The 21,591-nt window shown below is 54.9% G+C and carries 19 protein-coding genes and 4 tRNA genes; all 23 read right to left on the reverse strand.

What is annotated here, in order from left to right; all coding sequences use genetic code 11:
- Positions 1 to 6 precede the first annotated feature (6 nt).
- The 23 genes from rplW to birA all read right to left on the reverse strand — a co-directional run bounded on the left by rplW (position 7) and on the right by birA (position 21,358).
- The gene (gene rplW, locus AACY30_RS23705; protein ID WP_046718923.1) at positions 7 to 306 is read right to left on the reverse strand and encodes a 50S ribosomal protein L23; all 300 of its coding nucleotides are present in this window, start codon (positions 304 to 306) and stop codon (positions 7 to 9) included.
- Complete coding sequence (rplD, locus tag AACY30_RS23710) at positions 303 to 905, reverse strand: 50S ribosomal protein L4 (RefSeq protein ID WP_049711296.1); 603 nt, start codon at positions 903 to 905, stop codon at positions 303 to 305. Before rplD ends, rplW begins: the two co-directional genes overlap by 4 nt.
- A gap of 12 nt (positions 906 to 917) precedes the next feature.
- Positions 918 to 1,553 carry a 50S ribosomal protein L3 gene (gene rplC / locus AACY30_RS23715; protein ID WP_003194649.1) on the reverse strand — a complete coding sequence of 212 codons (636 nt, stop codon included), beginning with the start codon at positions 1,551 to 1,553 and terminating at the stop codon, positions 918 to 920.
- A gap of 81 nt (positions 1,554 to 1,634) precedes the next feature.
- Entirely contained in the window at positions 1,635 to 1,946 is a 312-nt protein-coding gene (rpsJ, locus tag AACY30_RS23720; RefSeq protein WP_003186070.1) for a 30S ribosomal protein S10, read from the reverse strand.
- Between the two features lie 159 nt (positions 1,947 to 2,105).
- The gene (gene tuf / locus AACY30_RS23725) at positions 2,106 to 3,299 is read right to left on the reverse strand and encodes an elongation factor Tu (RefSeq protein ID WP_003176426.1); all 1,194 of its coding nucleotides are present in this window, start codon (positions 3,297 to 3,299) and stop codon (positions 2,106 to 2,108) included.
- Positions 3,300 to 3,329: 30 nt separating this feature from the next.
- Positions 3,330 to 5,435, reverse strand: a complete 2,106-nt coding sequence (fusA, locus tag AACY30_RS23730) for an elongation factor G (protein ID WP_339541207.1) — start codon at positions 5,433 to 5,435, stop codon at positions 3,330 to 3,332.
- A gap of 30 nt (positions 5,436 to 5,465) precedes the next feature.
- Complete coding sequence (gene rpsG / locus AACY30_RS23735) at positions 5,466 to 5,936, reverse strand: 30S ribosomal protein S7 (protein WP_002555493.1); 471 nt, start codon at positions 5,934 to 5,936, stop codon at positions 5,466 to 5,468.
- A 118-nt stretch (positions 5,937 to 6,054) separates the two neighbouring features.
- A complete protein-coding gene (gene rpsL / locus AACY30_RS23740; protein WP_002555494.1) occupies positions 6,055 to 6,426 on the reverse strand; it encodes a 30S ribosomal protein S12 in 372 nt (123 codons plus the stop codon).
- Positions 6,427 to 6,643: 217 nt separating this feature from the next.
- The gene (gene rpoC / locus AACY30_RS23745) at positions 6,644 to 10,843 is read right to left on the reverse strand and encodes a DNA-directed RNA polymerase subunit beta' (RefSeq protein ID WP_049711295.1); all 4,200 of its coding nucleotides are present in this window, start codon (positions 10,841 to 10,843) and stop codon (positions 6,644 to 6,646) included.
- A 64-nt stretch (positions 10,844 to 10,907) separates the two neighbouring features.
- Positions 10,908 to 14,981: a DNA-directed RNA polymerase subunit beta gene (rpoB, locus tag AACY30_RS23750; RefSeq protein ID WP_339417034.1), complete on the reverse strand. Its 4,074-nt coding sequence runs from the start codon at positions 14,979 to 14,981 to the stop codon at positions 10,908 to 10,910.
- A gap of 219 nt (positions 14,982 to 15,200) precedes the next feature.
- Positions 15,201 to 15,566 (reverse strand): 50S ribosomal protein L7/L12, encoded by a 366-nt coding sequence (gene rplL, locus AACY30_RS23755; RefSeq protein ID WP_003176432.1) that lies wholly within the window; start codon positions 15,564 to 15,566, stop codon positions 15,201 to 15,203.
- Between the two features lie 78 nt (positions 15,567 to 15,644).
- Positions 15,645 to 16,145: a 50S ribosomal protein L10 gene (gene rplJ, locus AACY30_RS23760; RefSeq protein WP_015886139.1), complete on the reverse strand. Its 501-nt coding sequence runs from the start codon at positions 16,143 to 16,145 to the stop codon at positions 15,645 to 15,647.
- Between the two features lie 198 nt (positions 16,146 to 16,343).
- Entirely contained in the window at positions 16,344 to 17,039 is a 696-nt protein-coding gene (gene rplA / locus AACY30_RS23765) for a 50S ribosomal protein L1 (RefSeq protein ID WP_003232403.1), read from the reverse strand.
- Positions 17,039 to 17,470, reverse strand: a complete 432-nt coding sequence (gene rplK, locus AACY30_RS23770; protein WP_003210097.1) for a 50S ribosomal protein L11 — start codon at positions 17,468 to 17,470, stop codon at positions 17,039 to 17,041. Before rplK ends, rplA begins: the two co-directional genes overlap by 1 nt.
- Before the next feature lie 116 nt (positions 17,471 to 17,586).
- A complete protein-coding gene (gene nusG / locus AACY30_RS23775) occupies positions 17,587 to 18,120 on the reverse strand; it encodes a transcription termination/antitermination protein NusG (RefSeq protein ID WP_003176436.1) in 534 nt (177 codons plus the stop codon).
- 9 nt (positions 18,121 to 18,129) lie between these two features.
- Positions 18,130 to 18,498 (reverse strand): preprotein translocase subunit SecE, encoded by a 369-nt coding sequence (secE, locus tag AACY30_RS23780; protein WP_058414067.1) that lies wholly within the window; start codon positions 18,496 to 18,498, stop codon positions 18,130 to 18,132.
- Positions 18,499 to 18,543: 45 nt separating this feature from the next.
- Positions 18,544 to 18,619, reverse strand: a tRNA-Trp gene (locus tag AACY30_RS23785).
- A 159-nt stretch (positions 18,620 to 18,778) separates the two neighbouring features.
- Positions 18,779 to 18,854 (reverse strand) — tRNA-Thr (locus AACY30_RS23790).
- 26 nt (positions 18,855 to 18,880) lie between these two features.
- Positions 18,881 to 18,954: transfer RNA gene (locus AACY30_RS23795), tRNA-Gly, on the reverse strand.
- A 24-nt stretch (positions 18,955 to 18,978) separates the two neighbouring features.
- A tRNA-Tyr gene (locus AACY30_RS23800) sits at positions 18,979 to 19,063 on the reverse strand.
- 142 nt (positions 19,064 to 19,205) lie between these two features.
- Positions 19,206 to 19,652: a hypothetical protein gene (locus tag AACY30_RS23805; RefSeq protein ID WP_339541208.1), complete on the reverse strand. Its 447-nt coding sequence runs from the start codon at positions 19,650 to 19,652 to the stop codon at positions 19,206 to 19,208.
- A 7-nt stretch (positions 19,653 to 19,659) separates the two neighbouring features.
- A complete protein-coding gene (locus AACY30_RS23810; protein WP_339471700.1) occupies positions 19,660 to 20,409 on the reverse strand; it encodes a pantothenate kinase in 750 nt (249 codons plus the stop codon).
- The gene (gene birA / locus AACY30_RS23815; protein ID WP_339471701.1) at positions 20,399 to 21,358 is read right to left on the reverse strand and encodes a bifunctional biotin--[acetyl-CoA-carboxylase] ligase/biotin operon repressor BirA; all 960 of its coding nucleotides are present in this window, start codon (positions 21,356 to 21,358) and stop codon (positions 20,399 to 20,401) included. Before birA ends, AACY30_RS23810 begins: the two co-directional genes overlap by 11 nt.
- Positions 21,359 to 21,591: the final 233 nt, after the last annotated feature.

A 21,591-nucleotide genomic window follows, 5' to 3' on the forward strand; every position in this document is an offset into this window, starting at 1 on the left:
CCTTCCTTACTCAGCACTGCTGCTGAAATCGAGATCTTGGCCTGGCTGAAGGGAGATAACTGCCTTCTTCCAGTCATTACGCTTGCCCAGACCGCGAGCAGTGCGCTTGCTCTTACCCAGAACATTCAGGGTAGTAACACGCTCTACTTTCACGCTGAACAGGCTTTCGACGGCCTTCTTGATTTCCAGCTTGGTTGCGTCAGTTGCAACCTTGAAAACGAACTGGCTTTTCTTGTCAGCCAGAACCGTAGCCTTTTCGGAAACGTGCGGGCCAAGCAGAACTTTAAATACGCGTTCCTGGTTCATCCCAGCAGCTCCTCGAATTTCTTCACGGCCGACACGGTGATCAACACCTTGTCGTATGCGATCAGACTAACTGGATCGGAACCTTGCACGTCACGTACATCAACGTGTGGCAGGTTGCGAGCAGCCAGGTACAGGTTCTGATCAACAGCTTCAGACACGATCAAAACGTCGGTCAGGCTCATGTCGTTCAGTTTGCCCAGCAGGTCTTTAGTTTTTGGACTTTCAACAGCGAAGTCCTGAACCACAACCAGACGATCGGTACGCACGAGTTCAGCAAGGATGGAGCGCAGTGCTGCGCGATACATCTTCTTGTTGAGCTTCTGCGAGTGATCCTGTGGACGAGCTGCGAAAGTGGTACCACCGCCACGCCAGATTGGGCTACGGATAGTACCGGCACGAGCACGGCCAGTACCTTTCTGACGCCAAGGGCGCTTACCGCCACCACGAACGTCGGAACGGGTCTTTTGCTGCTTGCTACCTTGACGGCCGCCGGCCATGTAGGCCACGACTGCTTGGTGAACCAGCGTCTCGTTGAATTCGCCGCCAAATGTCAGTTCGGAAACTTCGATCGCTTGAGCGTCATTTACATTTAATTGCATGTCAGCTTCCCCTTAACCGCGAGCCTTGGCCGCTGGACGTACAACCAGGTTGCCGCCAGTAGCGCCAGGAACAGCACCCTTGACCAACAACAGATTGCGTTCAGCGTCGACGCGCACTACTTCGAGGGACTGCACGGTCACGCGCTCAGCGCCCATATGACCGGACATTTTTTTGCCCTTGAATACACGACCAGGAGTCTGGCACTGGCCAATAGAGCCCGGGACGCGGTGGGAGACGGAGTTACCGTGAGTGTTGTCTTGGCCACGGAAATTCCAACGCTTGATCGTACCCTGGAAGCCTTTACCTTTGGACTGACCGGTTACATCAACCAGTTGACCAGCGGCGAAGATTTCAGCGTTGATCAGATCGCCAGCCTGGTAGTCGCCATCTTCGAGACGGAACTCCATAACAGTGCGACCAGCTGCAACGTTTGCTTTAGCGAAGTGACCTGCTTGAGCAGCAGTCACACGCGAAGCACGACGCTCGCCGACAGTGACTTGCACTGCACGATAGCCATCGGTCTCTTCAGTTTTGAACTGGGTGACGCGATTCGGCTCGATCTCAATGACCGTAACCGGAATGGAGACACCTTCTTCGGTGAAAATACGGGTCATACCGCATTTACGACCGACTACACCAATAGTCATGTTGTAAACCTCATGAGTGTACGGGGCTTTCACCCGCTATGGCCGCCCATTTCAGAGCGTTACACGACTAAGACCCAAGTCTTAGCCGAGGCTGATCTGTACTTCCACACCGGCCGCCAGATCGAGCTTCATAAGTGCGTCAACGGTTTTATCCGTTGGCTGGACGATGTCCAGTACGCGCTTATGAGTACGGATCTCGTACTGGTCACGCGCGTCTTTGTTGACGTGCGGGGAGACCAGAACGGTGAACCGCTCTTTACGGGTAGGCAGTGGAATTGGACCACGCACTTGAGCACCAGTACGTTTCGCGGTTTCCACGATTTCCTGGGTGGATTGGTCGATCAGGCGATGGTCAAAAGCCTTCAACCTGATACGGATTTGCTGATTTTGCATTGGATTTCAGACTCCGGCTGCTATTCCCAGCGAGCGCAATACGCCCGTTAAAAGGAGGCGCAATTCTATAGACGCCCCAGATAGGTGTCAACCCAATAAAAAAGGCCCCCGCTAAGCGGGGGCCCTCTCAAAACATCGAAACTACCTCAGAAGAGATAATTACTCGATGATTTTAGCTACAACGCCAGCACCAACGGTACGGCCGCCTTCGCGAATAGCGAAACGCAGGCCGTCTTCCATTGCGATGGTTTTGATCAGGGTAACAACCATTTTGATGTTGTCGCCCGGCATTACCATCTCAACGCCTTCCGGCAGCTCGCAGTTACCAGTCACGTCAGTAGTACGGAAGTAGAACTGTGGACGGTAGCCTTTGAAGAACGGAGTGTGACGACCGCCCTCTTCTTTGCTCAGCACGTACACTTCTGCTTCGAACTTGGTGTGCGGCTTAACCGAACCTGGCTTAACCAGAACCTGGCCACGCTCAACGTCGTCACGCTTGGTACCACGCAGCAGAACGCCGCAGTTCTCGCCCGCACGACCTTCGTCGAGCAGTTTACGGAACATTTCAACACCGGTGCAGGTGGTGACAGTAGTGTCACGCAGACCAACGATTTCCAGTGGATCTTGAACCTTAACGATACCGCGCTCGATACGACCAGTCACAACAGTACCGCGACCGGAGATCGAGAATACGTCTTCGATTGGCATCAGGAACGGCTTGTCGATAACACGAACTGGATCTGGGATGTAGCTGTCCAGAGTCTCAACCAGTTTACGAACGGACGTGGTGCCCATTTCGTTGTCGTCTTTGCCTTCAAGAGCCATACGAGCAGAACCGATGATGATCGGAGTGTCGTCGCCTGGGAAGTCGTAAGTGCTCAGCAGATCGCGCACTTCCATCTCAACCAGTTCCAGCAGCTCAGCGTCGTCTACCAGGTCAGCCTTGTTCAGGTAAACCACGATGTACGGAACGCCTACCTGACGGGACAGCAGGATGTGCTCACGGGTTTGTGGCATCGGACCATCAGCGGCCGAGCAAACCAGGATAGCGCCGTCCATTTGAGCAGCACCGGTGATCATGTTCTTCACATAGTCAGCGTGACCTGGGCAGTCAACGTGAGCGTAGTGACGGATCAGCGAGTTGTATTCAACGTGCGCGGTGTTGATGGTGATACCACGAGCTTTCTCTTCTGGTGCGCTGTCGATTTTATCGAAATCAACGATTGCAGAACCGAAAACTTCGGAGCAAACGCGAGTCAGAGCAGCAGTCAGAGTGGTTTTACCGTGGTCAACGTGACCGATGGTGCCAACGTTGACGTGCGGTAGGGAACGATCAAATTTTTCTTTAGCCACGACAATTAACTCCTTGCCTAAAGGACTGAATCAGCCTTGTTTTTTGGATACAGTTTCAGCGATGTGCGCCGGAGCTGTGTTGTATTTTTTGAATTCCATAGAGTAGCTTGCGCGACCCTGAGACATGGAGCGAACGTCGGTCGCATAACCGAACATCTCACCCAACGGAACCTCGGCGCGAATCACCTTGCCGGAAACCGTGTCTTCCATACCCAAGATCATGCCGCGACGACGGTTAAGGTCGCCCATGACATCACCCATATAGTCTTCAGGTGTAACAACTTCTACCGCCATGATTGGCTCAAGCAACTCACCACCGCCCTTCTGGGCCAGTTGCTTGGTTGCCATGGAAGCAGCCACCTTAAACGCCATCTCGTTGGAGTCGACGTCGTGGTAAGAACCGTCAAAAACGGTTGCTTTCAGGCCGATCAGCGGATAGCCGGCAACAACACCGTTCTTCATCTGCTCTTCGATACCCTTCTGGATAGCAGGGATGTATTCCTTAGGAACCACACCACCTACTACTTCGTTCACGAATTGCAGACCTTCCTGACCTTCGTCAGCAGGAGCAAAACGGATCCAGCAGTGACCGAACTGACCACGACCGCCGGACTGACGAACGAACTTGCCTTCGATTTCACAGTTCTTCGTGATGCGCTCACGATAGGAAACCTGAGGCTTACCGATGTTGGCTTCGACGTTGAACTCACGGCGCATCCGGTCAACCAGGATGTCCAGGTGAAGCTCGCCCATGCCGGAGATGATCGTTTGACCAGTCTCTTCATCAGTCTTGACACGGAAAGATGGATCTTCCTGAGCGAGCTTGCCCAGAGCGATACCCATTTTTTCCTGGTCATCCTTGGTCTTAGGCTCTACGGCAACCGAAATAACCGGCTCCGGGAAGTCCATGCGAACCAGGATGATTGGCTTGTCAGCGCTGCACAAGGTCTCACCGGTGGTGACGTCCTTCATGCCGATCAAGGCCGCGATGTCACCAGCGCGTACTTCCTTGATCTCTTCGCGGGCGTTTGCGTGCATTTGCACCATACGACCCACGCGCTCTTTCTTGCCTTTAACCGAGTTGATCACGCCGTCGCCGGAGTTCAACACGCCCGAGTAAACACGGACGAAGGTCAAGGTACCCACGAATGGGTCAGTGGCAATTTTAAATGCCAGAGCGGAGAACGGTTCTGCGTCGTCTGCATGACGCTCCAGCTCGATAGTCTCGTCATCCGGGTCTGTACCCTTGATGGCAGGAATATCAACTGGTGCCGGCAGGTAGTCGATCACAGCATCGAGAACCAGGGGAACACCCTTGTTCTTGAACGAGGAACCGCAAACAGCCAAGACGATCTCACCAGCGATAGTACGCTGACGCAGAGCAGCCTTGATTTCCACGTTGGTGAGTTCTTCACCTTCGAGGTACTTGTTCATCAGCTCTTCGCTGGCTTCGGCCGCAGCTTCAACCATGTTGTTGCGCCATTCGTCAGCCAGCTCCTGCAGTTCAGCAGGGATAGACTTGCGAACAGGAACCATACCTTTGTCAGCGTCGTTCCAGTAAACAGCTTCCATGGTCAGCAGATCGATCTGGCCTTGGAAATTGTCTTCGGAACCGATAGCCAACTGGATTGGCACCGGAGTGTGACCCAGACGCTGCTTGATCTGAGCGATCACGCGCAGGAAGTTCGCACCAGCACGGTCCATCTTGTTTACGTAAACAAGACGTGGAACGCCGTATTTGTTGGCTTGACGCCATACGGTTTCCGACTGAGGCTCAACACCCGAGGTGCCGCAGAACACAACGACAGCGCCGTCGAGCACACGCAGGGAACGCTCAACTTCAATGGTGAAGTCCACGTGACCCGGAGTATCGATTACGTTGAAGCGGTGCTCATCTTTGTACTGCTTCTCGGAACCTTTCCAGAAGGCGGTAATAGCAGCAGAAGTAATGGTAATACCACGCTCCTGCTCCTGAACCATCCAGTCTGTGGTCGCGGCGCCATCATGCACCTCGCCCATCTTGTGACTTTTGCCGGTGTAAAACAGTACGCGCTCGGTGGTGGTGGTTTTACCAGCATCCACGTGAGCAACGATACCGATGTTACGATAACGGCTAATCGGAGTAGTACGAGCCATAAAGCCCTCGCAAAATTAGTGAAGCTAAGATTAGAAGCGGTAGTGCGAGAAAGCTTTGTTAGCTTCAGCCATACGGTGCACGTCTTCACGCTTCTTAACAGCAGCACCTTTACCTTCAGCAGCGTCCAACAGTTCGCCAGCCAAACGCAGGGCCATAGACTTCTCGCCGCGCTTACGGGCGAAGTCTACCAACCAGCGCATTGCCAGAGCGTTACGACGGGACGGACGAACTTCAACCGGAACCTGGTAAGTAGCACCGCCTACGCGGCGCGACTTCACTTCGACCAGCGGAGCGATGGCGTCGAGAGCTTTCTCGAAGATTTCCAGGGGGTCGCTGTTCTTGCGTTCTTTAACCTTTTCCAGCGCGCCATAAACGATACGTTCGGCAACGGCTTTCTTGCCGCTTTCCATCACGTGGTTCATGAACTTGGCCAGGATTTGGCTTCCGTATTTTGGATCGTCAAGCACTTCGCGCTTGGCTGCTACGCGTCTTCTTGGCATGGATAAGCCCTCAAACGGTCTTCAGGTTCGCTCGGAATTAGCACCCTTTCGGCACGGCTCCGACCTTACTCTTATCGACTCAGAAAATAAGATGATTCAGTTTTACAAAAAGCCGCTACTACTTAGGCTTCTTGGTACCGTACTTCGAACGACCCTGGTTACGACCTTTAACGCCGGAAGTATCCAAGGAGCCGCGTACGGTGTGGTAACGAACACCTGGCAAGTCTTTTACACGACCGCCGCGGATCAGTACCACGCTGTGCTCTTGCAGGTTGTGACCTTCACCACCGATGTACGAGGAAACCTCGAAACCGTTGGTCAGGCGCACACGGCATACTTTACGCAGTGCCGAGTTAGGTTTTTTCGGCGTAGTGGTATACACGCGAGTGCATACGCCACGACGTTGCGGGCAGTTCTGCAGCGCAGGCACGTCGGACTTCTCGACGATACGCTTACGCGGCTGACGTACCAGCTGGTTGATAGTTGCCATCTACTAGCTCCACTGTTGTCTTGCGACGCTATTGTCTTGCAAGAAAAGCAAAATGGCAGGAACGAATTCCCGCCAAATTTAGGGGTACAAGAGTCTAAAGAGGATCTTGCCCCCAGTCAAGGCAAGGCCCCGACATCCCCTCTCATCGAACCGGGGCAAAACTGCCTCGATCCGACGAATGGGGGCTGCCAGGGCCCAGACTTATTTATCGCAGAACTCAGTTACCGCTAGAGTTCAGCGCTTCGGTCAGTGCAGCTTCCACTTCACTGGCGCTCACGCGCAGCGGCTTGTCAGCATCACGGCGGCGCTTGCGCTCGCTGTGGTAAGCCAAACCGGTACCGGCTGGGATCAAACGACCCACAACCACGTTTTCTTTAAGGCCGCGCAGGTAATCGCGCTTGCCGGTTACCGCTGCTTCGGTCAGTACACGAGTGGTCTCCTGGAAGGAGGCCGCCGAGATGAACGACTCAGTGGACAACGACGCCTTCGTGATACCCAGCAGCACACGAGTGAATTTGGAAACGAATTTCTCGTCGCCAGCCAGACGCTCGTTCTCTACGAGTACGTGAGTCAATTCCATCTGGTCGCCCTTGATGAAACTGGAATCGCCGGATTCAGCGATCTCAACTTTACGCAGCATCTGACGCAGGATGGTCTCGATGTGCTTATCGTTGATTTTCACGCCTTGCAGGCGATAAACGTCCTGGATCTCGTTAACGATGTACTTGGCCAGCGCACTCACACCCAGCAGACGCAGGATGTCGTGTGGATCGCTAGGGCCGTCGGAGATAACTTCGCCGCGGTTTACCTGTTCGCCTTCGAAGACGTTCAGGTGACGCCACTTCGGAATCAGCTCTTCGTACGGATCGCTACCGTCGTTCGGGGTAATGACCAGACGACGCTTGCCTTTGGTCTCTTTACCGAACGCGATGGTGCCGCTGACCTCAGCCAGAATCGACGCTTCTTTCGGACGACGCGCTTCGAACAAGTCGGCAACACGCGGCAGACCACCGGTGATGTCACGGGTCTTCGAAGTTTCTTGCGGGATACGCGCGATAACATCACCGATCGCGATCTTCGCACCATCCGCTACACCGACCAGGGCGTTGGCTGGCAGGAAGTACTGAGCGATTACGTCAGTGCCTGGCAGCAACAGATCCTTGCCGTTGTCATCGACCATCTTCACGGCAGGACGGATGTCTTTACCGGCAGCTGGACGATCTTTCGCGTCGAGTACTTCAATGTTGGTCATACCGGTCAATTCGTCAGTCTGACGCTTGATCGTGATGCCTTCTTCCATGCCCACGTAGGTCACGGTACCTTTCATTTCGGTAACGATTGGGTGAGTGTGCGGATCCCACTTGGCCACGATTGCGCCAGCGTCGACCTTGTCACCTTCTTTGACCGAAATCACAGCACCGTACGGTAGCTTGTAACGCTCACGCTCACGACCGTAGTCATCAGCGATAGCCAGCTCACCGGAACGGGACACCGCAACCAGGCAACCATCCACTCGCTCAACGTGTTTCAGGTTGTGCAGACGGACGGTACCGCCATTCTTCACCTGAACGCTGTCGGCTGCGGAGGTCCGGCTTGCCGCACCACCGATGTGGAACGTACGCATGGTCAGCTGGGTACCCGGCTCACCGATGGACTGAGCAGCGATAACGCCGACCGCTTCACCGATGTTCACCTGGTGACCACGAGCCAAGTCACGGCCGTAGCACTTGGCGCAGATGCCGTAGCGGGTTTCGCAGCTGATCGGCGAGCGAACGATCACTTCGTCGATGCTGTTGAGTTCGATGAACTCGACCCACTTTTCATCCACCAGGGTGCCAGCAGGAACGATAACTTCCTCGGTACCTGGCTTGAATACGTCACGGGCAATGACTCGGCCCAGTACGCGTTCGCCCAACGGCTCTACAACGTCGCCGCCTTCGATGTGCGGAGTCATCAGCAGACCGTGCTCGGTACCGCAGTCAACTTCAGTCACAACCAAGTCTTGCGCAACGTCTACCAAACGACGAGTCAGGTAACCGGAGTTAGCGGTTTTCAACGCGGTATCCGCCAGACCTTTACGAGCACCGTGAGTCGAGATGAAGTACTGAAGTACGCTCAAACCTTCACGGAAGTTCGCAGTAATCGGCGTTTCGATGATGGAACCGTCCGGTTTGGCCATCAGGCCACGCATACCGGCGAGCTGACGGATCTGCGCGGCAGAACCCCGTGCGCCCGAGTCGGCCATCATGTACATCGAGTTGAACGACTCTTGATCGACTTCTACGCCATGACGGTCGATAACCTTCTCTTTCGAGAGGTTAGCCATCATCGCCTTCGACACTTCGTCGTTGGCCTTGGACCAAAGGTCGATCACTTTGTTGTACTTCTCACCCTGTGTTACCAGGCCCGAGGCGTACTGGCTTTCGATCTCTTTCACTTCATCGGTTGCAGCCGCGATGATGCGGGCTTTTTCATCAGGGATAACGAAGTCGTTAACGCCGATGGAAACGCCGGAGATGGTCGAATAAGCAAAACCGGTGTACATCAGCTGGTCAGCGAAGATCACGGTCTCTTTCAAACCAACCACGCGGTAGCACTGGTTGATCAGCTTGGAGATCGCCTTTTTCTTCATCGGCAGGTTGACGACGTCGTACGACAGACCTTTGGGCACAACTTGATACAACAGCGCACGGCCGACAGTGGTGTCGACAATACGAGTGCCGCTCACGCTGCCACCGTCACGGTCGTTGACGGTTTCGTTGATCCGCACTTTGACCTTGGCGTGCAGTGCGGCTTCGCCGGCACGGAACACACGGTCAACTTCTTGCAGGTCAGCGAACACACGACCTTCGCCTTTGGCGTTGATCGCTTCACGGGTCATGTAGTACAGACCCAATACAACGTCCTGCGACGGAACGATGATTGGCTCACCGTTGGCTGGCGACAGAATGTTGTTGGTCGACATCATCAACGCACGCGCTTCCAACTGGGCTTCCAGTGTCAGCGGTACGTGCACGGCCATTTGGTCGCCGTCGAAGTCGGCGTTGTACGCAGCACAGACCAGAGGGTGCAGCTGGATAGCCTTACCTTCGATCAGAACTGGTTCAAACGCCTGGATACCCAGACGGTGAAGGGTCGGTGCACGGTTGAGGAGAACCGGGTGTTCGCGAATCACTTCAGCGAGAACGTCCCAAACCTCTGGCAGTTCGCGCTCGACCATTTTCTTGGCCGCTTTGATGGTGGTCGCAAGACCGCGCATTTCCAGCTTGCCGAAGATGAATGGCTTGAACAGCTCAAGTGCCATCTTCTTAGGCAGACCGCACTGGTGCAGACGCAGGGTCGGGCCTACGGTAATTACCGAACGACCGGAGTAGTCAACGCGCTTACCGAGCAAGTTCTGACGGAAACGACCTTGCTTACCCTTGATCATGTCAGCCAGGGATTTCAGAGGACGCTTGTTGGAACCGGTAATGGCACGACCACGACGACCGTTGTCGAGCAAGGCATCGACTGCTTCTTGCAACATACGCTTTTCGTTGCGCACGATGATGTCCGGAGCGGACAGATCGAGCAGGCGCTTCAAGCGGTTGTTACGGTTGATCACGCGGCGGTACAGGTCGTTGAGGTCGGACGTCGCGAAACGACCACCGTCCAACGGTACCAGCGGACGCAGGTCTGGCGGCAGAACCGGCAGAACGGTCAGCACCATCCACTCTGGCAAGTTGCCGGAACCCTGGAAGGCTTCCATCAACTTCAGACGCTTGGACAGCTTTTTGATTTTGGTTTCGGAGTTGGTTTGCGGAATTTCTTCACGCAGACGGCCAATCTCGTGCTCCAGGTCGATAGCGTGCAGCAGTTCACGGACAGCCTCAGCACCCATGCGGGCATCGAAATCGTCGCCGAACTCTTCCAGCGCTTCGAAGTACTGCTCGTCGTTCAGCAGCTGACCTTTTTCAAGGGTGGTCATGCCCGGGTCGATAACGACGTAGCTCTCGAAGTAGAGAACGCGTTCGATATCACGCAGGGTCATGTCCATCAGCAAGCCGATACGGGACGGCAGCGATTTCAGGAACCAGATGTGCGCAACCGGCGAAGCCAGTTCGATGTGCGCCATACGCTCACGACGAACCTTGGCCAGTGCAACTTCAACGCCGCACTTCTCGCAGATCACACCACGGTGCTTCAAGCGCTTGTACTTACCGCACAGGCACTCGTAATCCTTAACCGGGCCAAAGATCTTGGCGCAGAACAGGCCGTCACGTTCAGGTTTGAACGTACGGTAGTTAATGGTTTCCGGTTTTTTAACTTCACCGAACGACCACGAACGGATCATCTCAGGCGATGCCAATCCAATACGGATGGCGTCGAACTCTTCGACTTGACCCTGGTTTTTCAGCAAATTCAGTAGGTCTTTCAAGGCCTTTCCTCCTGGCGGAGCAGAGAGCGGGCTAAACAGCCCCGCTCTCGATTCGCGTCACGTGTTATTCGGTTTCCAGATCGATATCGATGCCGAGGGAACGAATTTCTTTGATCAACACGTTGAAAGACTCGGGCATGCCCGGCTCCATACGGTGATCGCCGTCCACGATGTTTTTGTACATCTTGGTCCGACCGTTCACATCGTCCGACTTCACTGTGAGCATTTCTTGCAGAGTGTAAGCAGCACCGTATGCTTCCAGTGCCCAGACCTCCATCTCCCCGAAACGCTGACCACCGAACTGAGCCTTACCACCCAGCGGCTGCTGGGTAACCAGGCTGTACGAACCGGTAGAACGAGCGTGCATCTTGTCGTCTACCAAGTGGTTCAGCTTCAGCATGTACATGTAGCCAACAGTAACCGGACGCTCAAACTTGTTGCCGGTACGGCCGTCGAACAGCTGCATCTGGCCGCTTTCTGGCAGGTCTGCCAGTTTCAGCATGGCCTTAATTTCGCTTTCCTTGGCACCGTCGAACACCGGGGTAGCCATTGGAACGCCGCCGCGCAGGTTCTTCGCCAGATCCAGGATTTCCTGGTCAGTGAAGGTATCCAGCTCTTCGTTGCGACCGCCGATCTCGTTGTAGATCTCGTGCAGGAACTTACGCAGGTCTGCGACCTTGCGCTGCTCTTCGATCATGCGGTTGATCTTCTCGCCCAGACCTTTGGCCGCGAGGCCCAGGTGGGTTTCAAGGATCTGACCAACGTTCATACGCGAAGGTACACCCAACGGGTTGAGGACCACGTCCACCGGAGTGCCATTGGCATCGTGCGGCATGTCTTCAACCGGCATGATAACGGACACCACACCTTTGTTACCGTGACGACCGGCCATCTTGTCGCCCGGCTGGATGCGACGACGGATTGCCAGGTAAACCTTGACGATTTTCAGCACGCCTGGAGCCAGGTCATCGCCTTGCTGCAGTTTGCGCTTCTTGTCTTCGAACTTGTCGTCCAGCAGACGGCGACGATCAACGATGTAAGCCTGGGCTTTCTCGAGCTGCTCGTTCAGAGCATCTTCAGCCATGCGCAGTTTGAACCACTGGCCATGCTCGAGACCGTCGAGGATTTCGTCGGTGATGTCCTGACCTTTCTTCAGACCTGCGCCGCCTTCAGCCTTGTGGCCTACCAGAGCGGAACGCAGACGTTCGAAGGTCGCGCCTTCAACGATACGGAACTCTTCGTTCAGGTCCTTGCGGATCTCGTCGAGCTGGGTCTTCTCGATGGACAGTGCGCGAGCATCACGCTCAACGCCGTCACGGGTGAAGACCTGTACGTCGATGACGGTGCCCTTGGTACCGGTAGGTACACGCAGGGAGGTGTCTTTAACGTCGCTGGCTTTTTCACCGAAGATGGCACGCAACAGCTTCTCTTCCGGAGTCAGTTGGGTCTCGCCTTTCGGAGTGACCTTACCGACCAGGATGTCGCCTGCGCCAACTTCAGCACCTACATAAACGATACCGGCTTCGTCCAGCTTGTTCAGTGCAGCTTCACCCACGTTCGGGATGTCTGCAGTGATCTCTTCTGGCCCAAGCTTGGTGTCACGTGCCACACAGGTCAGTTCCTGAATGTGGATCGTGGTGAAGCGATCTTCCTGAACCACACGCTCGGACAGGCAGATGGAGTCTTCGAAGTTGTAACCGTTCCAGGCCATGAACGCGATGCGCATGTTCTGACCCAGTGCCAGCTCGCCCATATCGGTGGAAGGACCGTCTGCCATGATGTCGCTGCGCTGAACCCGATCACCCTTGCTCACCAGCGGACGCTGGTTGATGCAGGTGTTCTGGTTGGAGCGGGTATACTTGGTCAAGTTGTAGATGTCGACACCGGCTTCGCCAGTTTCAACTTCGTCATCGGCAACACGAACCACAATACGGCTGGCATCAACAGAGTCGATCACGCCGCCACGACGAGCCACGACGCATACGCCGGAGTCACGGGCTACGTTACGCTCCATGCCGGTACCTACCAGCGGCTTGTCAGCACGCAGGGTGGGTACAGCTTGACGCTGCATGTTGGAACCCATCAACGCACGGTTGGCGTCATCGTGTTCCAGGAACGGGATCAGCGACGCTGCAACCGAAACTACCTGCTTCGGCGATACGTCCATCAAGGTGACGTCTTCCGGCGCCTTAACGGTGAACTCGTTCAAGTGACGAACAGCTACCAGCTCGTCGATCAGCATTTTCTTGTCGTTCATCGTGGCCGAAGCTTGAGCGATCACGTGATCAGCTTCTTCGATGGCGGACAGGAACACGATCTCGTCGGTGACCAGAGCGTCTTTCACCACACGGTACGGGCTCTCGAGGAAGCCGTACTGGTTGGTGCGCGCATAGGCAGCCAGGGAGTTGATCAGACCGATGTTCGGACCTTCCGGCGTTTCGATCGGGCAAACACGACCGTAGTGCGTCGGGTGTACGTCACGAACTTCAAAGCCCGCACGCTCACGCGTCAGACCGCCCGGGCCCAGTGCAGATACACGGCGCTTGTGGGTGATCTCGGAGAGCGGGTTGTTCTGGTCCATGAACTGCGAGAGCTGGCTGGAACCGAAGAACTCTTTCACCGCCGCAGCGACTGGCTTGGCGTTGATCAGGTCTTGCGGCATCAGGCCTTCGCTTTCGGCCATCGACAGACGCTCTTTGACCGCGCGCTCAACACGCACCAGGCCAACGCGGAACTGGTTCTCGGCCATTTCGCCGACACAGCGAACACGACGGTTACCCAGGTGGTCGATGTCATCGACGATGCCTTTGCCGTTACGGATGTCGACCAGAGTCTTCAGGACCGCAACGATGTCTTCTTTGCACAACACGCCCGAACCTTCGATCTCGGTACGACCGATACGACGGTTGAACTTCATCCGGCCGACCGCAGACAGGTCATAGCGCTCAGGGCTGAAGAACAGGTTGTTGAACAGAGTCTCGGCAGCGTCTTTGGTTGGAGGCTCGCCAGGACGCATCATGCGATAGATCTCGACCAGCGCTTCCAATTGGTTGCTGGTGGAGTCGATCTTCAAGGTGTCGGAGACAAACGGACCGCAGTCGATGTCGTTGGTGTAAAGGGTCTCGATGCGGACAACCTGAGCCTTGGCGATTTTGGCCAGGATCTCGGTATTCAGCTCGGTGTTGCACTCAGCCAGGATTTCGCCTGTAGCCGGGTGAACGATGACCTTGGCGGTGGTGCGGCCCAGGACGTATTCCAGAGGAACGTCCAGCGACTTGATACCGGCTTTTTCGATCTGGTTGATGTGGCGCGCAGTAATACGACGACCCGCTTCAACAATGACCTTGCCCTTCTCATCCTGGATGTCCAGGACGGCAATTTCACCACGCAGACGCGATGCGATCAGTTCCAGGCTGAGGGTTTCACCCTTCAGGCTGAATACGTTGGTGGTGTAGAAGGCATCCAGCACTTGTTCAGTGGTATAGCCGAGCGCGCGCAGCAGTACCGAGGCCGGCAGCTTACGACGACGGTCGATACGCACAAACACGCAGTCTTTCGGGTCGAACTCGAAGTCCAACCACGAACCACGGTACGGAATGATCCGCGCGGAGTACAGGAGCTTACCGGAGCTGTGCGTCTTGCCGCGGTCGTGGTCAAAGAACACGCCCGGGGAACGGTGCAGCTGGGAAACGATTACACGCTCGGTACCGTTGATAACGAAGGTACCGTTTTCAGTCATCAGTGGGATTTCGCCCATGTAGACTTCTTGCTCTTTGATGTCCTTGATCGCTTTGTTCGACGATTCTTTGTCGAAAATGATCAGGCGGACTTTTACCCGCAAAGGTACGGCGTACGTGACACCGCGCAACACGCATTCTTTGACATCAAATGCCGGTTCGCCCAGGCGATAACCGACGTACTCCAGCGCAGCATTGCCGGAGTAGCTGATGATCGGGAAAACGGATTTGAAGGCCGCATGCAGGCCCACGTCGCGGAACTGATCTTTAGTCGCTCCCGCCTGCAAGAATTCACGATACGAATCCAGCTGGATAGCCAGAAGGTACGGGACATCCATGACGTCCGGCAACTTGCTAAAGTCCTTGCGGATACGTTTTTTCTCAGTATATGAGTAAGCCATCAGCGTTCCCCAGCTTGGTCACCTGCTTGTTTGGCCCTCCCGACGGGAGCAGCCAGAAAATCTTGCAAACCCCATGGTTTGCACCACCGCATCGGGTGGCTACAGCGCGTTAATGGCGGCGACCGAGTCGACAGCCAAGAACGGAAAAAGGCCGGTGGCAAGAGCCACCAGCCATCAGCCTTCAGCTTGACGCGTGGGCTGGAGACGCAAGGTCGATGCTTACTTCAGCTCGACTTTAGCGCCTGCTTCTTCCAGAGTAGCTTTGGCTTTGTCGGCGGCGTCTTTCGACACTGCTTCCAGAACCTGGGCAGGAGCGCCGTCAACTACAGCCTTGGCTTCTTTCAGGCCCAGACCGGTCAGTTCACGTACTGCCTTGATCACGTTTACTTTCTTCTCGCCAGCTTCCAGCAGCATAACGTTGAATTCGGTTTGCTCTTCAGCAGCAACAGCAGCAACAGCTGGACCAGCGGAAGCAGCGGCAGCGGAAACGCCGAATTTTTCTTCGAAAGCTTTGATCAGCTCAACAACCTGCAGAACCGACATTTCAGCTACGGCGTTGAGGATATCGTCTTGGGAGATAGACATTGCTGTATTTCCTGAATTGGGGGACGGCCTACGCGGCCATCGAAATAAACAAAAATACGCGAGAGAACTTGCTCAGCTTTAGGCTGCGGCAGCTTCTTTTTGCTCGCGAACTGCGGCCAGAGTACGAGCCAACTTGCTGGTAGCGCCTTGAATCACGCTCATCAGCTGAGAAATAGCTTCGTTACGGGTCGGCAGTGTTGCCAGTACGTCGATTTGGTTAGCTGCGAGGAACTTGCCCTCGAACGCAGCTGCCTTGATCTCGAACTTGTCCTGACCCTTTGCGAACTCTTTGAACAAACGGGCAGCAGCACCCGGATGATCGGTGGAGAAAGCAATCAGGGTCGGGCCTGTGAACACGTCGTTGAGAACACTGTATTCAGTGTCAGCAACAGCGCGCTTAAGCAGAGTGTTACGCACAACACGTACGTATACGCCAGCTTCACGAGCCTCTTTACGGAGTCCGGTCATAGCGCTTACTGTCACACCACGGGCATCAGCCACGACAGCGGACAGAGCAGCTTTGGCAGCCTCGTTGACTTCAGCGACGATGGCCTTCTTGTCTTCGAGATTAATTGCCACGGGTTTAACTCCTGCTTGTTACCGTTTCATCTGGCCGGAGCCGGATGTCGTTTTGGTGTCTGATTCGGTAAGGAACCGGGAGCACCATCTGCGTAGGCTTGTGGTTTAAGACTTGCGTCGCCTACGGTCTTGGATAGCCCCCGCCAGGCAGGGACCCCAATTTTTCAATTGGCGCAATCGCTCGCGCCAATCTGTGTCTTATACGTCCAGCGAGCCTTGGTCGATGACCAGACCTGGGCCCATAGTGGTGCTCAGGGTAACGCGCTTGACGTAGATACCTTTCGAGGAAGCAGGCTTGATACGCTTCAAATCAGCGATCAGGGCTTCAACGTTTTCCTTCAGCTTGACGGCATCAAAGCCGACTTTGCCAACGGAGGTGTGAATGATGCCGTTTTTGTCGGTGCGATAACGAACCTGACCAGCCTTGGCGTTTTTAACCGCGGTAGCTACGTCTGGCGTTACGGTGCCGACTTTAGGGTTAGGCATCAGGCCACGCGGACCGAGGATCTGACCCAACTGACCTACAACGCGCATTGCATCCGGGGAAGCAATAACTACGTCATAGTTCAGGTCGCCGCCTTTCATTTCGGCAGCCAGGTCGTCCATGCCAACGCGATCAGCGCCGGCGGCCAGAGCAGCTTCAGCTGCCGGGCCTTGGGTGAAGACAGCTACACGTACAGTCTTGCCAGTACCGTGTGGCAGCACAGTTGCGCTACGAACGACCTGGTCGGATTTACGTGGGTCAACACCCAGATTTACAGCAACGTCAACGGACTCGCTGAACTTGACAGTCGACAGCTCGGTCAGCAGGGCAGCAGCGTCTACAAAATTGTAGGCCTTGCCCGCTTCGATTTTGCCGGCGATAGCCTTTTGGCGCTTGGTCAGCTTAGCCATTACACACCCTCCACGTTAAGGCCCATGCTACGAGCAGAACCGGCGATGGTACGCACGGCTGCATCCATATCAGCTGCAGTCAGATCCGCGTTTTTGGTTTTCGCGATTTCTTCCAGCTGAGCACGAGTCACGGTGCCAACCTTAACGGTGTTCGGACGAGCGGAACCGCTAGTCAGACCAGCAGCTTTCTTCAGCAAAACCGAAGCCGGGGTCGACTTGGTTTCGAAAGTGAAGCTACGGTCGCTGTATACAGTGATGATCACTGGAGTCGGCAGACCTGGCTCAATACCCTGAGTACGGGCGTTGAAGGCCTTGCAGAATTCCATGATATTCACGCCGTGCTGACCCAGAGCTGGACCGACGGGTGGGCTAGGGTTGGCCTGAGCGGCCTTCACTTGCAGCTTGATGTAAGCGGTAATCTTCTTGGCCATGAGGCACTCCAATTACGGGTTCGAACGCCTCTAAAGGCTCCCCGGTTACTTGCGCGTTTATCCCAGTGACGACAAAACCCCACAGCCTAGGCTGCGGGGTTGGGATGCTTGCTCAGCTAGACCTTCTCGACCTGGCTGAACTCCAGCTCTACCGGAGTAGAACGACCGAAAATGAGCACTGCCACTTGGATGCGGCTCTTTTCGTAGTTAACTTCTTCGACAGTACCGTTGAAATCAGCAAACGGACCATCTGTGACACGAACAACCTCACCCGGCTCGAAAAGCGTCTTCGGCTTAGGCTTGTCACTACCATCAGCAACACGACGCAGAATTGCTTCTGCCTCTTTATCGGTGATAGGAGCAGGCTTATCAGCGGTACCGCCAATGAAACCCATGACACGAGGAGTGTCCTTGACCAAGTGCCAAGTACCTTCATTCATGTCCATCTGTACCAGCACGTAGCCAGGGAAGAACTTGCGTTCGCTTTTGCGCTTCTGACCATTCCGCATTTCAACCACTTCTTCAGTGGGAACCAGAATTTCGCCGAAGCCATCTTCCATACCTGCCAGCTTTACGCGCTCCAGCAAAGAGCGCATAACATGCTTCTCGTAACCCGAGTAAGCATGCACAACGTACCAACGCTTAGCCACGGGACACCCTTAGCCAACAATCAAGGAAACAAGCCAGCCGAGCAGGGAATCAAGCCCCCACAACAGCAACGCCATAACCAGAACAACAGCCACAACAATCAACGTGGTCTGCGTGGTTTCTTGGCGAGTCGGCCAAACGACTTTACGTATTTCGGTGCGAGCTTCCTTTACCAGTACCGCGAAAGACTTACCCTTGGCAGTCTGCAGGCCAACAAAAACAGCCACAGCAGCAAGGGCAAGCAAAGCGAGCACACGGTACAGGATCGGCGAAGCAGAATAGTACTGATTGCCAACAACGCCTACGACCACCAAGGCGACTACGGCGAGCCACTTGACTAAATCGAAACGAGAGCTTTGAGCTTCAGCCTTAGGAGTCATCTATGAAGATCCTGTGAAAAGAAAGCCAGACACACCACGTGAATCTGGCAGGTCAGGAGGGAATCGAACCCCCAACCTACGGTTTTGGAGACCGTCGCTCTGCCAATTGAGCTACTGACCTAAAACAAAATCAGGCCGACCATTATGCAGGCCTGAAAAAGACTTTACAACAACCAACCTCTAGAGGCTTGAAATCACCTGACAACACCAGGCAAAACACCATCAAGCCGAGATTAGCTGTTAAAACAAAGGCAGATATTTTCATATCTGCCTTGTTATATGGAGCTCTTGAGCGGATTTGAACCGCTGACCTCACCCTTACCAAGGGTGTGCTCTACCAACTGAGCTACAAGAGCAAAATACCTTGCACAACCTGCAAACTTGGAGCGGGTAGCGGGAATCGAACCCGCATCATCAGCTTGGAAGGCTGAGGTTCTACCACTAAACTATACCCGCGGAGCTTGCAGCTCACGCTAAAAATGGTGGAGGGGGAAGGATTCGAACCTTCGAAGTCGTAGACGTCAGATTTACAGTCTGATCCCTTTGGCCGCTCGGGAACCCCTCCTAAGCGAGCCGGCATTCTACATCACGCCGGCCTTCTGTCAAGCATTTTCTCATTAAAAATATGAGGTTAGCTGCGTTGACCTTCGCATCGCACTGCTGACCCAGAAGGTCTTCACTGCGAAGCGGGCGCCATTCTATGCAAACTATTCGAGAGTTGCAACGCCTTCGCACAACATTATCTTATGTTTTAACTCATTGAATTCCTTAGCAAGGCTTTCAAAGGGCAGATCGTCAGCAAGGCGTCGACTTTCAGGGGCAACCCGAAGCCAGTAGCCGGAAGCATCAGCAGTATTCAGCAATTGGACCCTGACCTTTATATCCAGGCTTGTGAGGCGCTGCTCAACGAGCCGCGCCTGGCGTTGATCCGCAAATCCGCCGATGTACAGGCACGTATTTTGTGCCTCAGGCGCTCGTGCTCGCTCCCTGCGCATTACCGTGTCAGAGGACTCACTCAATAGACGAATGTCCTGCTGCGACCCCTTGTAGAGACTTAGAGGCGTGACATCTTTAGCGCGCAACGGTGCTTCTTGCTGATGCCAAATGTAGTAGAAGGCGTTGAGAACAAGTAAAAGTAAAAAAAGCCAACGCATAATCACCTCAGGACAAAGGGCACGCCATCGCCAAACCGACAAAAACCAGATCAGGAACGAGCCGGGCCTGTGGCACCGCATCCGATATCAGATCAGCATCCCCGCCAGTCAGGAACACAGTGAAGTCATCACCCCAGTAGCTCCGCGCCAGCTCCAATTGAGTTAGTACAAACCCTCTCAACATCAACGTACAGCCACGCTCTACAGCCTCCACAGTCGTACGACCTGGCAAGAGATACTCCAGCGCTCTTTCAGCAGCAGCGTCGTCGTAACGAATCTTGCGCGTATGAGTACGCAGTTGGCTGCGCATCAGAGGCATGCCTGGACATATAAAGCCGCCCAGATGCTCACCATCAGCCGTAATAAAATCCGCCGTTGCTGCGGTGCCAAAATCGAGCACCAGGCAAGCGCCGCGCGCCAGCTTGAATCCACCAAGCATCGCTAACCAGCGATCAAGACCCAGACGCTCGAAATCTTCGTAGCCGTTACGCACTCCGGCCATTTCTCGCGCGGGACCAGCGCAGGCAACAACAACGCCGAAAGCCTCATACAGAGCCGTAACTAATTTGCTTGTTTCCTCCAGGGCACGAACGCTTACCAATCGGCAGCGTGTCAGCAACAACCCGGGGACCGCGACAAGGCTTTCAATCAACGCCAGATCCGAACCAACAACCCCCTCCGCCGAGACACTCGCCCTATCCGAATCAAGCACTCGCCATTTAATAAAGCTATTCCCGCAGTCGAGCTCAAGAATCATCACGCAGCCTCAGGCTTAACTCACCACCACTGTATATTTTCTCAACGCCATCGACACTCAGGCGCAACGCTCCCTGACGATCTACACCCAATACAACCCCGTCAACCTGGTTAACGCCGGCAATGAGGGATACTGACCGCCCCTGCCATGCGTGATTTTGCTCCCACTCTTCTTGGAGCGCGACAAAACCGTGTGCCCCGTGTTGATCAAGGTAGCTTTGCAACTGCAGGCCCAATCGCGCCGCCAGAGCGTTGCGATCGACAGAAGAGCCCGTCTCGAGCTGCACGGAAGTCCATAGCTGATCGACCTCGTCAGCTCTCTGCATATTGACGTTGATACCAATTCCGAGAACAACGTGACAGATATCAGCAGGGTCTCCTACCAACTCCAGCAAAATCCCGGCAATCTTCTTCTGCCCTACCAAGACATCGTTTGGCCACTTCAGTGCCGCCCCCTGCACACCTGACTCGCGCAAGGCCTGCATGACTGCCAGGCCCACCACCAGGCTCAGGCCCTCCAACTGCCGCAGACCAGCCTCGATGCGCAATACGAGGCTGTAATACACATTCTGTGCAAACGGGCTGACCCACTTTCGCCCCCTCCTGCCTCTTCCAGCCGTTTGCTGCTCCGCAAGCACCAAGAACGGAGCCGCGCACCCTGCATTAACAAGACGCAAGGCTTCGGCATTCGTGGAATCAATGGAGTCAGAGATATGAACGGGCCACGCCAAGGAAGGTGCATTAAGCGCAATGTCCTCAGCACTCAAGAAAACCAGCGGTGACGCCAATTGATACCCTTTGCCACGAACCTTGTGGATGGGCAGATTCAATTCAGCCTCAAGGTGCTGGAGCTGCTTCCAGACAGCGCTGCGACTGACGCCCAGGGCGGCGCCAAGTGCTTCTCCGGAATGGAATCGGCCATCTTTCAGAAGTTTTAACAACGTCAGCATTCAGGTATCGCCTCACAATGAGGCACGCATGATAGCCATGCGCAGAGTCATTGCATAGAAAGGCCGAGCGTTAGCACTGAAGGCTGCCGAGATGAGCCTCTTCGAACTTTCCAACCGCCCAAAACAAAACCCCTGTTTGCGTTAGCAAACAGGGGTTTCGGAATTTAATCTTGACGATGACCTACTCTCACATGGGGAAACCCCACACTACCATCGGCGATGCATCGTTTCAC

Source organism: Pseudomonas sp. RA_5y_Pfl1_P24, assembly GCF_963970945.1.
Taxonomy (GTDB): Bacteria; Pseudomonadota; Gammaproteobacteria; order Pseudomonadales; family Pseudomonadaceae; genus Aquipseudomonas; species Aquipseudomonas tritici.

Bases quoted from the DNA above. Each gene is read 5' to 3' on its own strand.
- rplA (WP_003232403.1), bottom strand. From the start codon at position 17,039: ATGGCTAAGCTGACCAAGCGCCAAAAGGCTATCGCCGGCAAAATCGAA.
- secE (WP_058414067.1), bottom strand. From the start codon at position 18,498: ATGACTCCTAAGGCTGAAGCTCAAAGCTCTCGTTTCGATTTAGTCAAG.
- birA (WP_339471701.1), bottom strand. From the start codon at position 21,358: ATGCTGACGTTGTTAAAACTTCTGAAAGATGGCCGATTCCATTCCGGA.
- rpsG (WP_002555493.1), bottom strand. From the start codon at position 5,936: ATGCCAAGAAGACGCGTAGCAGCCAAGCGCGAAGTGCTTGACGATCCA.
- rplL (WP_003176432.1), bottom strand. From the start codon at position 15,566: ATGTCTATCTCCCAAGACGATATCCTCAACGCCGTAGCTGAAATGTCG.
- rpoB (WP_339417034.1), bottom strand. From the start codon at position 14,981: ATGGCTTACTCATATACTGAGAAAAAACGTATCCGCAAGGACTTTAGC.
- fusA (WP_339541207.1), bottom strand. From the start codon at position 5,435: ATGGCTCGTACTACTCCGATTAGCCGTTATCGTAACATCGGTATCGTT.
- AACY30_RS23805 (WP_339541208.1), bottom strand. From the start codon at position 19,652: ATGCGTTGGCTTTTTTTACTTTTACTTGTTCTCAACGCCTTCTACTAC.
- rplD (WP_049711296.1), bottom strand. From the start codon at position 905: ATGCAATTAAATGTAAATGACGCTCAAGCGATCGAAGTTTCCGAACTG.
- rplK (WP_003210097.1), bottom strand. From the start codon at position 17,470: ATGGCCAAGAAGATTACCGCTTACATCAAGCTGCAAGTGAAGGCCGCT.
- AACY30_RS23810 (WP_339471700.1), bottom strand. From the start codon at position 20,409: ATGATTCTTGAGCTCGACTGCGGGAATAGCTTTATTAAATGGCGAGTG.
- rplW (WP_046718923.1), bottom strand. From the start codon at position 306: ATGAACCAGGAACGCGTATTTAAAGTTCTGCTTGGCCCGCACGTTTCC.
- rplC (WP_003194649.1), bottom strand. From the start codon at position 1,553: ATGACTATTGGTGTAGTCGGTCGTAAATGCGGTATGACCCGTATTTTC.
- rpsJ (WP_003186070.1), bottom strand. From the start codon at position 1,946: ATGCAAAATCAGCAAATCCGTATCAGGTTGAAGGCTTTTGACCATCGC.
- rpsL (WP_002555494.1), bottom strand. From the start codon at position 6,426: ATGGCAACTATCAACCAGCTGGTACGTCAGCCGCGTAAGCGTATCGTC.